The 15,276-nt window shown below is 35.3% G+C and carries 14 protein-coding genes; 9 read left to right on the top strand and 5 right to left on the bottom strand.

The genetic code is table 11. The features are described from left to right. Positions 1–4 precede the first annotated feature (4 nt). Positions 5–1,168 (bottom strand): FIST signal transduction protein, encoded by a 1,164-nt coding sequence (locus PPBDW_RS08140; RefSeq protein WP_036796368.1) that lies wholly within the window; start codon positions 1,166–1,168, stop codon positions 5–7. A 152-nt stretch (positions 1,169–1,320) separates the two neighbouring features. Here PPBDW_RS08140 and PPBDW_RS08145 point away from each other — a divergent pair, with 152 nt between their 5' ends. Continuing rightward, positions 1,321–2,058, top strand: coding sequence for an SDR family oxidoreductase (locus tag PPBDW_RS08145; protein ID WP_036794686.1), 738 nt, complete (start codon positions 1,321–1,323; stop codon positions 2,056–2,058). Positions 2,059–2,118: 60 nt separating this feature from the next. On the opposite strand, the gene PPBDW_RS08150 is transcribed toward PPBDW_RS08145, so the two are convergent. Further along, positions 2,119–2,562, bottom strand: coding sequence for a hypothetical protein (locus PPBDW_RS08150; RefSeq protein WP_036794688.1), 444 nt, complete (start codon positions 2,560–2,562; stop codon positions 2,119–2,121). 132 nt (positions 2,563–2,694) lie between these two features. Here PPBDW_RS08150 and PPBDW_RS08155 point away from each other — a divergent pair, with 132 nt between their 5' ends. The 5 genes from PPBDW_RS08155 (at position 2,695) to uspE (ending at position 8,071) form a co-directional block, all read left to right on the top strand. Continuing rightward, a complete protein-coding gene (locus tag PPBDW_RS08155; protein ID WP_036794690.1) occupies positions 2,695–5,112 on the top strand; it encodes a heavy metal translocating P-type ATPase in 2,418 nt (805 codons plus the stop codon). Continuing rightward, positions 5,113–5,331, top strand: a complete 219-nt coding sequence (ccoS, locus tag PPBDW_RS08160; protein ID WP_036794692.1) for a cbb3-type cytochrome oxidase assembly protein CcoS — start codon at positions 5,113–5,115, stop codon at positions 5,329–5,331. It begins immediately after the preceding gene. Next, complete coding sequence (locus PPBDW_RS08165) at positions 5,318–5,995, top strand: sulfite exporter TauE/SafE family protein (RefSeq protein ID WP_036794694.1); 678 nt, start codon at positions 5,318–5,320, stop codon at positions 5,993–5,995. The genes ccoS and PPBDW_RS08165 overlap by 14 nt, the downstream gene beginning before the upstream one ends. 74 nt (positions 5,996–6,069) lie before the next feature. Beyond that, positions 6,070–6,825, top strand: a complete 756-nt coding sequence (locus tag PPBDW_RS08170; RefSeq protein WP_036794696.1) for an FNR family transcription factor — start codon at positions 6,070–6,072, stop codon at positions 6,823–6,825. 301 nt (positions 6,826–7,126) lie between these two features. Then, positions 7,127–8,071 carry a universal stress protein UspE gene (gene uspE / locus PPBDW_RS08175; protein ID WP_036794698.1) on the top strand — a complete coding sequence of 315 codons (945 nt, stop codon included), beginning with the start codon at positions 7,127–7,129 and terminating at the stop codon, positions 8,069–8,071. Between the two features lie 48 nt (positions 8,072–8,119). On the opposite strand, the gene PPBDW_RS08180 is transcribed toward uspE, so the two are convergent. Beyond that, complete coding sequence (locus tag PPBDW_RS08180) at positions 8,120–8,428, bottom strand: hypothetical protein (RefSeq protein WP_036794700.1); 309 nt, start codon at positions 8,426–8,428, stop codon at positions 8,120–8,122. Positions 8,429–8,577: 149 nt separating this feature from the next. On the opposite strand from PPBDW_RS08180, the gene PPBDW_RS08185 reads away from it, so the two are divergent. Both PPBDW_RS08185 and PPBDW_RS08190 read left to right on the top strand, forming a co-directional pair. Next, the gene (locus PPBDW_RS08185; protein WP_054262025.1) at positions 8,578–10,293 is read left to right on the top strand and encodes a trypsin-like serine protease; all 1,716 of its coding nucleotides are present in this window, start codon (positions 8,578–8,580) and stop codon (positions 10,291–10,293) included. A 4-nt stretch (positions 10,294–10,297) separates the two neighbouring features. Then, entirely contained in the window at positions 10,298–11,065 is a 768-nt protein-coding gene (locus PPBDW_RS08190) for a hypothetical protein (protein ID WP_054262026.1), read from the top strand. A gap of 50 nt (positions 11,066–11,115) precedes the next feature. Here PPBDW_RS08190 and ttcA read toward each other — a convergent pair whose 3' ends face one another. After that, positions 11,116–12,009: a tRNA 2-thiocytidine(32) synthetase TtcA gene (gene ttcA, locus PPBDW_RS08195; protein WP_036794702.1), complete on the bottom strand. Its 894-nt coding sequence runs from the start codon at positions 12,007–12,009 to the stop codon at positions 11,116–11,118. 162 nt (positions 12,010–12,171) lie between these two features. Further along, positions 12,172–13,350 (bottom strand): D-alanyl-D-alanine carboxypeptidase family protein, encoded by a 1,179-nt coding sequence (locus PPBDW_RS08200; protein WP_036794703.1) that lies wholly within the window; start codon positions 13,348–13,350, stop codon positions 12,172–12,174. A 348-nt stretch (positions 13,351–13,698) separates the two neighbouring features. Here PPBDW_RS08200 and PPBDW_RS08205 point away from each other — a divergent pair, with 348 nt between their 5' ends. Then, the gene (locus tag PPBDW_RS08205) at positions 13,699–15,183 is read left to right on the top strand and encodes a carboxypeptidase M32 (protein WP_036794704.1); all 1,485 of its coding nucleotides are present in this window, start codon (positions 13,699–13,701) and stop codon (positions 15,181–15,183) included. Positions 15,184–15,276: the final 93 nt, after the last annotated feature.

Raw genomic sequence — 15,276 nt, forward strand, 5'->3', positions numbered from 1 at the left:
ATTATTAGTCCCTATGAAAAACAACAGCTGAAATCATTAAATTACCATGTGCATTCTCACCAGTAACGAATTGCCCCTGCTCACCAAAAGTAAATGGGCAAACAAAAGGTTTGTCATGCATCGCAATCTTTACAAACAATGCGACCTCTTTCATACGTTTTTGAACTTTAAGCATGCAACCTGCGCAATATATTGTTAGGCCACCAATTGGGTCTAATTTAATTCCATTTGTTGCAGTAACAACTCGACCTGCTCGAGTTATTAATCGTTCATCTGTACCAGTCATGAAATATAAACGCTCACCCTCAATGATAGAGGCAAACATTTTTAAACCATTGGTTTTAGTTACCATTAAAGGATGCGCTAATTTGAAATAAGGTAAATCATGAATTTCTCCGACTAAGCGTCCGAGAGGATTTAAACTACTTTCATTAATAATACTACTGTTTGCGTCAAAACTTTGTTTTATCCATTTTTGATAAATATCCGCAGCTGGCTGATAATCTAATTCAATTAACTCTCGACCTTGCACTTTTGTGGCAATGGCTGAATATGAAGTTGCAGCATAACCTGAGTGAAAAGAAAAACTTACTTCACAATTTGGATAAAAAACAGCAATGCCTATACCCTGTTGTGTTTGTTGTTCTTGGTTAAATATCTGCCATTTACCTTGAACATGATCATCAGCCGCACTACCACCAATGATGGCAATGTTTTTACCAACAACATCTTCTATTCCTCTAATCACCTCTTCTTCATATCCTGGTGTCGCATGAAGTAAAATTAATGTTGGTGCTTCACCAAGGCGACCACTATTATTAATTGCTTTAAGTATTGCTTGGCGAGCAATATTAAAAATAGAGCTGTTAGATGAAACAATAGATGTCCCATAAGCACCAACAATATCATTAATAGCCCAAAGTGCGATACCTTGGCCATTAATATATCCTTCCTCCGTCATAAACCCCTGACATGATGAACATGCGAGAAACGGTGTATTTGGGTAGCGCTTCGTTAATATTAATTGTAAAACGTCGTAATCGTAATTTTCCGAAAAATACAACAAAAGTAATGATGGAGGTGCTATTTTCTCATCTAATTTATTAATCGCGTCAACGATCGCATCATGAGAATTATTTAGCACTGAAAAACTTGTTGCAATATCCATAGCCATATCTTTTTAATTTTTCCTTATAATAATCATTTTTCTTAATATGATCAGTAAACAAATCATTTTTAATTATTATTTTTTATCTTATTATTATGAATTAACCTATTATCACCTATCATAGTATACAGTTAATAGACTCAAGGAGCGTTATGTCATATTCAATTGTTCAAAATGTTATATTAGTTACTGGTGGTGCAAAAGGTATCGGTAAAGGTATTTGTCAGTATTTATCTAAAAAAAATAATATTGTAATTGCTGTCGATATAGATATTGATGCTGGCCATCAACTAGTTGCAGATAACCCGAAAATTAGATTTTGGCCTGCTGATGTGACTAATAAAAATGAAATGACAGCAATTATTAATGAAATAACATTACAGTTTGGTCGACTCAATGGACTTATTAATAATGCAGCGATTGCTAATCCTTACAATACACCATTAGCGTCTTTACCATTGGATGAATGGCAACGTATTATTGATATTAACTTAACTGCTCCTTTAATGATCACTCAACAATGCTTACCATTATTAAAGATCTCACATGGTAATGTTATTAATATTGCATCAACGCGAGCACTTCAATCAGAAGCAAATACAGAGGCTTATAGTGCAACTAAAGGTGGTATTGTTTCATTAACTCATGCATTAGCGGTTAGTTTAGGACCGGAAATTAAAGTAAATTGTATATCGCCTGGGTGGATCAATTCATCTAACGAAATTTTAAATAGCGCAGACCATCAACAACATCTTGTTGGTCGTGTTGGTAATACAGACGATATTGCAGAAATGATTGAGTTTTTAGTCTGTTCTCAATCTGGTTTTATTACAGGGCAAAATTTTGTTATCGATGGCGGGATGACAAAAAAAATGATTTATACAGAGTAAACATTTACCATTAATATTTACTCTGTATTTGATATATAGTGCCAAATAGCACTACCTATCTTATTTAGTTACTGTAAATTCTGATGAATATATATTGTCATTAACCTTAATATCGATAACCCATGTCATATTGTCATGGGTACATTGAGGGACTATAAACTCACCGCTCCAACCATCATTTTTTTGTTTAAATATAACGGGTAATGAACCCATATTCATACTAACACCACTCACCTTTGCACTTGGTTTTATATCAACGTTTTTAATATTCAATATAAGCGGTATATCAGCTTTTGGTGCTACAGGTAATAATGCGGCTGTGACTGTTTTATTATTAATATTAAATAAACAATTTCCAGCATTTAAACTACAGACCTTCGCTTTAACTTTTGTTATAGGTTGTGCTTGATATGTTACTGTTCTCCAAACAAATGCTGTAATTAAAATGATCATTAGAACAATAATTTGAATTAATCGCCCTCTGGTTAATTTTTGTGCTGCCATTTCTTATTTATTCCTTCCTTTGTTACTATTATTTAGCTATTAAATGACTAAAAAAATTCATATTCGATATTAAGTGCTAACCTTATAAGGAGCCAATACTTTTCCTATATTAATACATAGGTATAACAAGGAATGACTTTAAACAGTATAACACCACCGCCTACCCAACGTTGTTATCATTGTGATGAACCAATACCTAAAGAGTGTCAATTTCATCTTGAGATTTTAGGAGAGTCACGACACTTATGCTGTGCTGGATGTGAAGCTGTAGCGAGGCTTATCGTTGATAATAACTTAACCACTTACTATGAACATCGAACTCAAACTGCGAAAAAAACCAATATTATTCCTCCTAACCTACAAGCATTACAACTTTATGATCATCAAGATATCCAAGATGACTTTGTAATCGAAAATGATCATCAGCATAAACAAATATCACTTTCTGTTGATGGCGTTTCTTGTGCCGCATGTGCGTGGCTAATTGAAAAACAGTTAAAGAAACAAGCAGGTGTCATCACGATTGAAGTGAATATTACAACTCATCGCGCTTTATTAGTTTGGGACGCAGCAACTGTAAAATTAAGCGATTTACTGGTTATTATTCATCAATTAGGCTATCAAGCAGCACCATTTGAAGTTGATTCTCAAGAGCAAAATTATCAACAAACTATGCGCCATTATCTGTATAAGTTAGGGATTGCTGGTATTGCAACAATGCAGATTATGATGATAGCTATTGCACTTTATTTTGATGTTGTGGATAAGCATGATAATAGTTTCCAAAATTATTTACGCTGGGTTAGTTTATTGATAGCGACCCCTGTCTTATTATATTCAGCTCTCCCTTTTTATCGTAATGCTTGGCGAAATATTAAGACGTTAAGTTTAGGTATGGATGTGCCTGTATCTATTGCTTTATTGTTTGCTTATAGCGCCAGCTTATATGCCACCATTACTGGCCAAGGTGAGGTTTTTTTTGAATCAATTTCAATGTTTACTTTTTTCCTCTTGCTTGGTCGTTTTTTTGAAATGCGAGCTCGACGTCATGCCGCAGCTATAAGTGCTAATTTATTAAAACTTATTCCGACAATGGCTACGCTTATTTCAGGCAAGAAAGTTGCAGCTAAAACGCTCAAAAAAAGTGACGTTGTCACAGTTCTTCCTGGTGAATGTTTACCAGCCGATGGAATCATTGCTAAAGGTACAACAACTATTAATGAATCAATGCTAACGGGAGAATCTGTTGCGGTTCAACGAACTAAAAATGATGCTGTATTCGCTGGTACAATTAATATCGATGGAAATATTTCTGTTAAAGTTATGCACGATCGCAAAGACTCATTAATTTCCAACATTGTTCGTTTACAAGATCATGCATTATATTCAAAACCCCAAATAGCTTTAATTGCTGATACTGTTGCACGCTATTTTGTCGCAGCAATTTTAGTCATTGCTCTTTCAACATGGCTTTATTGGAATATTTATCGCCCGCAAGATGCATTATGGATAACATTAGCTGTACTAGTTGCTACCTGCCCTTGTGCATTATCGCTTGCTACACCAACAGCAATAACTTGTTCAACATCGTCATTAGGGCGACTAGGATTATTGGTTCGTCGCGGCCACGTATTAGAAACATTGTGCAAAGTAAATCATGTTATATTAGATAAAACGGGTACCTTAACCGAAGGTAATGTTCAACTCGTTACAACCAAAGTCTTTGGTGAACATTCCATAGCAGATATTCTAATGTACGCAGCAGAGTTAGAACGCTATGCAAATCACCCGATCGCAAAAATGTTTATACTTTATCAAGCAAAAACAGCACTATTTGATAAAGTTGAAAATGTAATTGGTCATGGTTTAAGTGGTACTATAAATCAACAACAATGGCGAATTGGTAAGTACGCATTTGTCAGTCACAACCAATCTTCGCATCCTCCTGCTATTAACAATCAACATCTTAATGACTACTCAATATGGTTATCATGCAATAAACGTATTATTGCTGCTTTTAAAATCGAAGATCCAATACGTAGTGATAGCAAACAATTAGTTAATGCTTTAAAACAACAAGGAATGAAAGTCACAATGTTAACAGGCGATTGCTCTGTTAATGCTCAACGAGTGGCGCAAGAATTAGATATTGATCATTTACAAGCGAATATGACCCCAATTAGCAAATTGAATTACTTACAAAAAATACCATCGACTGATATTTCATTAATGATTGGTGATGGTGTTAATGATGCCCCCGTTTTGGCTGGAGCTCACCTTTCTATTGCGTTAAGTGGTGGTACCGATATTGCTAAGTCATCGGCAGATATAGTGTTATTAGGTGATCGATTATTACCTATCATTGCCGCGAGACAATTAGCATTACGGACACGTAATATTATTCATGAAAATCTAGTTTGGGCATTAGGCTATAATTTAATTATTCTACCATTAGCTATAATTGGTCTTGTTGCTCCCTATATTGCGGTTATAGGTATGTCTACAAGCTCTATTATTGTTGTATCAAATTCTTTAAGGTTATTAAAATAAATGGCAATTCTTTACATATTAATACCTATTGCACTTGTTTTTGTTTGCCTCGCAATTACTGTCTTTTTATGGGCAGTAAAGACTAACCAATTTGATGATTTGGAGCGCCGAGGTTATGATATTTTGTTTGATGATGATTTAGAAAAGCCCCAACATTCATCTCAAACTTCATCAAAAAAGGCAGTGTTATCATCAAACTCTAGTCATGATCGAACTTAATTTTCTGACGGCATTAATTATAGGTCTAACCGGTGCAGGCCATTGTATTAGCATGTGTGGTGGTATCGCGGCAGCAGTAACAATGGGGATGCCAGATAAACCGCAACAACATTGGATATATTTATTATGCTATAACTTAGGTCGAATAAGTGCCTATATGATAGCCGGATTAATTGTTAGCCAAGCCGTCGTTCAAGCTGCAACTCTCAGCAACTCAAGTAGTGTATTGATTTTGTTGCGTATTTTAGCTTCTATCATGATGATTATATTAGGGCTATATATCGGTAAATGGTGGTCTGGTCTTACTTATATTGAGCGTGTTGGTCACTGTCTATGGCGTTATATTGCACCTATAACTAAGTATTTTTTACCATTAACATCACCTTTTAAAGCCATTCCTTTTGGCTTTCTATGGGGATGGTTACCTTGTGGTTTAGTCTATTCGACATTAACATGGGCTGCAGTCTCTGGAAGTGCAATCAATGGTATGACTATCATGCTAGCTTTTGGTCTAGGTACATTACCAGCTATGTTAGCTATAGGAACTGTCGCAGATAAACTAAAATTATTACTTCAAAATAGTTACTTTAAACGAGGTAATGCATTATTTATTATCATTTATGGTATGCATACTGGTTACATTGCAATCAATCAAATATGGTAAGGTTTTTAATACTCGTAATATTGCTTCATAATATGTTAAAATATTGACCTACATCAAATTGGTTAGATAGGCATATGATTTCAGAAAAATTCACCACAAAACGCATTCAATCCGGTGGGTGTGCTATTCACTGTCAAGATTGCAGCATTAGCCAACTGTGTATTCCATTCACTTTGAATGAATCAGAGTTAGATCAACTGGATCAAATAATTGAACGTAAAAAGCCGATTCAGAAAGGTCAAGAACTCTTTAAAGCTGGCGATGAGCTTAAATCTTTGTATGCTATTCGTTCAGGTACAATAAAAAGCTACACTATTACAGAGCAAGGTGATGAGCAGATCACTGCATTCCACTTAGCCGGTGATTTAGTTGGTTTTGATGCTATCAATGAAATGCAACATCCTAGCTTTGCACAATCATTAGAAACATCAATGGTATGTGAAATACCATTTGAAATTCTAGATGATTTATCGGGTAAAATGCCTAAACTTCGACAACAGATCATGCGTTTGATGAGTAGTGAAATCAAAGGTGATCAAGAAATGATTTTACTATTGTCTAAGAAAAATGCAGAAGAGCGTTTAGCAGCGTTCCTTTATAATTTATCATTACGTTTTTCTCAACGTGGTTTTTCTCCTCGTGAGTTCCGTTTAACCATGACACGTGGTGATATTGGTAACTATTTAGGCTTAACTGTAGAAACTATAAGTCGCTTATTGGGTCGTTTTCAAAAAACTGAAATGCTAAGTGTAAAAGGTAAATACATTACGATCTTAGATCATGATGAGTTAGCAAAACTTGCTGGTGTCAGTAAAAGTAATAATTTGTAGTAGCAAAACACCCTATCTAATCAATTTATAAACAGGCATTATTTAGTGCCTGTTTTTATATCTACCATCCTTCTTGATTAACAACTATCTGCATTATGAATGTATATAATTGTTCCTTTGTCCCATTTTTGCATTTTCTTGATCAAACTACTCCCCATATTGGTTACTTTAGAGTACAGTAAATATTATGTTAATTTTTTAATCACTTGATTTAAAAGTGCATCAGACAAATGCAACGGTAAAGGTGTTCTCTTTGTTTTTACTGATTCAAAAAGAGATTCTGCCGTAGGGAGACATTATTATGCAAAAATATAAAAACATACTTGTTGTCGCAGATCCTGAACGAGAACAACAGCCTGCAATATCTCGTGCTATTCATTTAGCTAAGACTTGTGATGATGTAAAAATTATTATATTCCTCGCTATTTATGACTTTTCGTATGAAATGACATCAATGCTTTCTTCAGACGAACGTGATGCAATGCGTCGTGGTGTCGTTATGCAACGTGAAGAATGGCTCAAAGAAATCATAGAGCCTCATACCGATAAAGATATTAACATCGAAATTAAAGTTGTATGGCACAATCGTCCTTACGAATCTATTATTGCCGATGTATTTAGCCAAGATATTGATTTACTAATAAAAGCTACCTATGAGCATGATAAATTAGGTTCGGTTATTTTTACGCCAACTGATTGGCATTTATTACGTAAATGCCCTATTCCTGTCTTATTAGTAAAAGGTGAAAACTGGCCATCTAATGGTACTGTTCTTGCTTGTGTAAATTTATCGGCTGAAGATGAAACCCATGAAGATCTTAACGATAAAATTGTAAAAGAAGCTATTGCCTTCTCATCAATCACTCATGCACATGTTAATTTAGTTAATGCCTACCCTGCTACACCAGTAAATATTACGATTGAATTACCTGAGTTTGATCCTGCATCATACACCGACGCAGTTCGTGGACATCACTTGATGACTATGAAAGCCTTACGTCAAAAGTACACTATTGATGAAGAGCAAACGTATGTTGTAGAAGGTTTAGCTGAAGATGTTATTCCAAAAGTTGCTGATGAAATTAATGCAGAACTTGTGATTCTTGGCACCACTGGACGTACTGGGTTATCCGCCGTATTTATTGGTAATACGGCAGAGAATATTATTGATAGTTTAAATTGTGATTTACTGGCCTTAAAACCTGATGGTTATATCAGCCCATTAGCGCCAAATTCAATTGATTAGTAAGTCATATTATTATTTTGAATAAACGCCTCAATTGAGGCGTTTTTATTATTTAGGCTTTGCTGCTTTTTCATTTATCAGCCACTTAGTAAACTTAGTTAAATACCATTCATTTTCTAATTCTGAACAATAAGCATGACTTAGTTTTCTATGCTGCCATTCTGCCGCCAAAGATACACGAGTCTGATTAGTTGAACGTTCACCAAGATAAGTTGCGCAGAGTTGACTATTAGACATATGCCGAGCATAACTGTTAACGCTACTATCTTGAAATCCTAGTTGTTGTGCTTGATGTGAGCTACAACCCATCATTATTACGCTAAGACTTGTTAGTATAATTAACTGTGATTTAATCATTCTCAATCCTAAGACATCTGTTTTTTTAATAATATCAATAAATAAAAATGATCGATATGGTTTATTACAATTACTAAAAACCAATAAACAATTATATAAAGAATATTGCACTACACTGTAGCTATTAGTTAGTAATTAAGTAGTTCATTATGTGTAAGACTCATAAAATAGTAGTGCTATTTATATGTTTACTCTCTTTTAATGGATATTCTATTGGTATTAATGACAGCAAATATATTGAGCTAGGTGGTAGTTTAGATCCTGCATTAGTGAACAACGTCAGCTCTAAATTGCATTTACAAGCGAATCAACAAAAATATAATTACGTGGGATTGGTTATTGGCCGAGGTTATTGTTCTGGGACTTGGCTTGGCAGTGACCGACAATATAGTTATATTTTAACAGCTGCGCATTGTTTATACGGTTACCACAAAGACCAGCATCAAGGTCAATATGTCAGCTTCAAATTATATGACGGCACTATAATTAGCTCTGGAATATCAACAAACTACTTCAATAAATATACAGGGTGTAGTTCTGATATCGCTGTAGCAAAAATCCCTAAAATTACAGATCCGTTAGATAAAAATGGTAATGTGATTAAGCAGCCATATATAGATAATCATTTCAATTCTGACCTTTTACTAGATGCTATAAATTTAACAGGCTTTGGTATTTTTGGATCACGTTCCTTAGGTCAATTAGGTTGGCTTGGTAAACGTAGTGGTACCGGTCAATTACGGTTTTTATATCAAGATTGCCTAATTAATCATGCAATTGAAAACACACCATCATGGGCATTTGCTTCACCTGGTGATAGCGGCTCTGCCATTTGGCAACAGCGTAAAGGCACCGATGTTGCTGTTGGCATTTCATCATGGTGGTTTGGATGGCAATACGGTTATTCAGGCCATGCACCCATTGCTTTAAATAGTTCGTGGTTACAAAGTATTGTTCCGATGTTGAAAACAGTTGACGATATCCCCTCTGATACAGAAGAACCTATCTTTCTATTAACAGAAAAAAACATCTTAGAAACGGATCCGTTAGAGAAAAATATAAGAGGATCCATTTACTATTTAAAAAGTAATAATGTGATTAATGGCCCTACTCGTTATATATGGCGTTATCCTAATGCTACTACATTATTTTCAACTAAACTTATTCATCAACAAACAAGCATTGCTTATCTTGTGTGGTTACAAGGACAACGTAAAACGCATTGTGGCTGGGGTAAAATTAATAATAGTGCTTGGTGTAATCCAGCTGCAAACCTTGGTCAATTAAAATTACAATTTGATCAAAAAGATAATCCTAATTTACCTATAGGTCGCTATAGTGGCGAATTTACTTTTAGTGCTAAAAGTCTTTATAACCGTAATTATAATGATACTGTCACTATTAATGCTGATATTACTATTAATGAAGCTCTACCAATTGATGGCACAATAACAGCTGAATCACCTTTTATAAGTGAACGATTCGAGCGTATGATACATGGCACAGTCTATTATCAATCGCCTAATAAAATAGGGGCAAATAGACCACAATGGAGTCGGCGTACTGGCATGTATAGCAAAATTAATGTTGATGTAAAAAATAATCAAACAGGAGCGATAAAAAATATTATTTTACGAGGTGAACGTTATCTCGGTTGTGGTTGGTCTATGATGAATAACGCAGCTTATTGCCGTAAGACTGGGCCTATTTATGGCGAACTTAGAATAAGTTTTATTGCTGACGATAACCCAAAATTAGACATAGGAGAATATAAAGGTAGTTTTCCTATCACGGTTCGTGGATTACATTATCGTCACTTTAAACACGACCTCCGCCTTAACGTACATTTAAATATTACTGAGTAATAAAATGAATAAGCGTTATATCTCTCTTCTCTCTATGATGGTTGTTGGTATGTATGTTTATTATGCTTACTATACGTCACCTTCCCCATCAATAGATATTAAGGTTAGACATAGCTCTCCTACTGTTAAGCCTAATGACCATAGTAATGAGGTCTTACCTATACCTGATAATTTTGATGAGCTTATTGCAAGAAAAAATAATGACACAATAGCTATACCTTTATCTGATAACAATCTCTTAGTAAGTAATCCATTCCATGATGATAATGAATCACCTTCATTGATGGAAAGCAGTCAATCATTAGCAATCGACAGTAATATTAATTTATTAACTGGTAGTGACTTATGGATTTATCTGCCGAACTTAAAAGAGCAAATTGAATTAGAGCAGCAAATATTTTTACCTAGTGATTCCACTATAATACAAGTTGATACAACATTACTTAAACAGCTAGCTATCGGTGATAGTCTAATCCTCTCATTGCCAGATAAGGGTAAACAACAAATTATAATTGCATCGATTCAACGGAAAAAGAACAATATTGTGGTATGGGAATTACAAAATACTCAGCGTCAAGATATAGGAAAAATAACTCAAATTAAAGCGGTTACGGAAGGAAGTTTTATTACTGATGATAAACAAGAATATCATTTAAGAACAATAAAAAATAAAGGCTGGATAGCAAGTAAGGATCAGTTGATTGATAATAATAATCAAGCGATTAATAAAAACAGGCAAAAATTTTCTGAGAAGTTCTTAAACATAAAATAGTAAAACGACACCGACTCAATAGTAAGGTGTCGTTTTATTAACAACCGTCGTTAAACGTTAGTTACATCAATGAACATACTTTCATCAATATTAGTCGATGATACAGTTGCTTCAGTGAAAGCATATTCAGCTCTATCACCTTCACGATCCAATGGCAAATTAACAAAATCAAATAAGTTCTTATCTGCCAACTGGCTTGGGCTAATATTTTGAATTGATTTGAAAATAGCATCAACACGACCTGGTGTCTTTTTATCCCAGTCAATCAACATTGCTTTAATACTTTGACGCTGTAGATTTTCTTGTGAACCACAAAGGTTACAAGGAATGATTGGGAACTGCTTATATTCTGCGTATTTGATCAGATCTTTTTCACGGCAGTATGTTAACGGGCGAATTACTACGTTACGGCCATCATCTGAACGCAATTTAGGTGGCATCGCTTTCAAACGTGAGCCATGGAACATATTTAAGAATAATGTTTCAACGATATCGTCTAAATGATGTCCTAATGCAATTTTAGTTGCACCAATTTTCTCAGCAAATGAATACAACGTACCACGACGTAAACGTGAACATAAGCCACAGGTTGTCTTGCCTTCTTCAACTTTTTCTTTAACAACAGAATAAGTATCTTTATCGACAATGTAGTAAGGAATATTTAAGCTTTGAAAATACTCTGGCAAAATATGCTCAGGAAATCCAGGTTGCTTTTGATCAAGGTTAACCGCGACAACGTCAAAATTAATAGGCGCCGCTTTCTGTAAATTAAGCAGAATATCCAGCATCGCAAATGAATCTTTGCCACCACTAATACATGCCATAACAACATCACCTTCTTCGATCATGTTGTAATCAATAATGGCGTTACCCATATTGCGGCGAAGACGTTTTTGAAGTTTGTTATATTCAAGTGTTTCTTTACGGTTATCTGTCTGATTCATTACTACTTCTCGAACTACCGACAACATCGATAGTAGAATTGCGGGATAAGAATTTATAGGGCGTGAATTATACGTATTTTATTGTTGACTGGAAATAGCTATGCACAATAAAAAAGCCCAGCGCACAATGGCTGGGCTTTTTTACGTTAAATGAAATCGTAATTACTTAAAAAAGCTCATTACAAATTTCTGCACTTGATCAATGATACGGCTAAAGAAGCTGCCTTCATCAACAGGCTCTAGGGCAACAAGTGGTTGTTTGCCTACTTCTTTGTCATTTACCGAGTAAATAATTTCACCAACTTGCTGACCTTTAGCAATAGGAGCTTCAAGCTCACTATTCAATTCAACGCTAGCTGTCAGTTTCTTGGTATCATTACGTGACAGTGTCACATAACTTGTTTCATCGACGCCTAATTTAACCTGATCTTTATCACCAAACCATACGCGTTCAGTAATGATTTCATCACCTGCTTTGTGTGGCGTTACTGTTTCAAAAAAGCGGAAGCCATAATTTAATAATTGTTTACTCTCGATTTCACGAGTTTTGGTACTTTTTGTACCCATAACAACAGCAATCAAGCGCATGTCACCTTCAGTCGCTGAGCTGGTTAAGCTATAACCTGCTCCACTGGTGTAACCGGTCTTCATACCGTCAACATTCATGCTTGGATCATTTAACAAGCCATTACGATTACGTTGAGTAATGTTATTATAAGTAAATGATTTTTCACTGTACAACGGGTAAATTGTAGGTAAATCACGGATAAGAGCTTGACCAAGTAACGCTATATCATAAGGCGTTGTATATAAGTCCCCATGATCTAAACCATGTGGGTTAGCAAAATGAGAATTATTCATACCTAGCTTTTTCGCCCATGAGTTCATTAAACTCACGAAAGATTGCTCAGAGCCAGCGACATGTTCAGCTATTGCGACACTCGCATCGTTACCTGACTGAACGATCAAGCCGCGAAATAGATCCATTAGAGGTACTTCACTACCCACTTCAATGAACATTTTTGAAGAATCAGGGAAATTTTTAGCCCAAGCATTGCGACTAATAACAACACGATCTTTATCGCTGATGTTACCCTGCTTCATTTCTTGACCAGCTACATAACTTGTCATTAATTTCGTCAAGCTAGCTGGATTTAGTTTAACGTTAGCATCCTTTTCTACGAGAACCTTACCTGTATTGTAATCCATCAATACATAGCCTTTAGCACTTAACGTTGGTGCATCAGGCACTACCGTCGGCATAGCTGCAGACGCTGAAAATGATAAAGAGTAAAGCGCTGTAGCACCAACAAGAGAGAAAAACCGAGTCGTCTTTTCCATGTGAGGCAAAATTCCTTTAAAAAACGATAATATCAATCTACATAGCTATTGAGGACTTGCAGATAATAACCTAATAGGTATTTATATGATTGCCAGTATAGCGAAAAAATATAATAAAACAGGACTTCGTAACATTGTCTTACTAATTGCTATTACTAATTACATTTATAACGTTAATAGCGCTAAATATAAATCATTAATAGCAATTAAATACTGCTTATTTTCATTTTAAATTAATAATTACTGCTATGTTCGCATTTTTATTACTCGACACATAGAGTATTTCTATTAAATAGTGAAAAGTTGGGTTAAATTTATTTTATTGCTGTTTATCAATTAGGAACAAGTATGAACTATTACAATAAATTAGAACGTCATGCTAAAAAACTTTCTCGCCTTGGGCATCTCAATGCTATTTGCGGTTGGGATCAGGCTGCAATCATGCCTAATGGTGGCGCACAAGCACGTTCAGAAGCAATGGCTGAACTTGCCGTTATTTCTCATGAACTAGCAACTGCTGATTACCTCGATGATTGGTTTACAAAAGCAGAGACAGAAGATCTCACACCAGAGCAACGTATTAGCCTTGCTGCTCTTAAACGTCAATGGACGATGCAAAATATTCTACCAGCAGATCTTGTCGAGCAACAATCACTTGCAGGTTCTCAATGCGAGCATGCTTGGCGTTCACAACGTAAAGAAAATAATTGGGAAGGTTTTAAAGCTAATTTGAAACCTGTTGTTGAATTAGCTCGTAAAGAAGCATCTATTCGTGCACAAGCGACGGGATTAAGTCGCTATGATGCGTTATTAGATATTTATGAGCCAGGTATGACATCTGCTGTATTAGACGGTATTTTTGCGGATGTAAAATCATGGTTACCTCAATTAATTCAACAAGTAGAAGCTAAACAGACGAGTGAAGTCGTATTACCACTATCAGCTCCGTTTGCTATCGAACAACAACAAGCACTAAGCCTCGAAGCGATGAAGTTACTCGGCTTTGATTTTGAACATGGCCGATTAGATATTAGTACTCATCCATTTTGTGGTGGCGTACCAACGGATGTACGTATTACTACCCGCTATGATGAAAGTGATTTCACGTCTGCACTCATGGGTGTTATCCATGAAACAGGCCATGCACGTTATGAACAAGGTTTACCTGAACAATGGCGTGATCTACCTGTTGGCGAAGCACGCTCAATGGGGATACACGAATCACAAAGTTTATTTTGTGAAATGCAATTATCACGTAGTTCGTCATTTAGTCGTTTATTAGCACCTATGATTCAACAGGTTTTTAATTCAAAAGATAGTTCATTATCTGTTGAGAACTTGTACCTAATGAATACGCGAGTTAAACCGGGTTTTATTCGTGTTGATGCAGATGAAGTCACCTACCCTGCGCATGTTATTTTACGTTATGAAATTGAACGTGATTTGATTGAGGGTAATATTGAGGTTGATGATATTCCGATTATTTGGGATCAAAAAATGACTCAATATCTTGGCCTATCGACATTGGGTAATTTTAAAGATGGTTGCATGCAAGATATTCACTGGACCGACGGTAGCTTTGGCTATTTCCCTAGCTATACTTTAGGTGCAATGTATGCTGCGCAGTTTATGGCGACAATTAATAAAGCAATAAACGTTGAAGAACTTGTTACTCAAGGAAACTTAGCACCAATATTTGAGTGGCTGCATGAAAATATTTGGAATAAAGGTTCAACGCTATCAACTGACAAGCTGGTGGAGCAAGCAACGGGTGAAACTTTAAATCCAGAGTACTTTAAAAAACATTTGATGGAACGTTATTTAAATAATTAATAAATTATCGATCTATACGCAAAAAAATGTCACTTATTTTACTTGGTTGTAATATTTAGCAAAATAATACCGTATAGATCACAGTTTCATCAT

The organism is Photobacterium kishitanii, from assembly GCF_000613045.3.
Lineage (GTDB): Bacteria > Pseudomonadota > Gammaproteobacteria > Enterobacterales > Vibrionaceae > Photobacterium > Photobacterium kishitanii.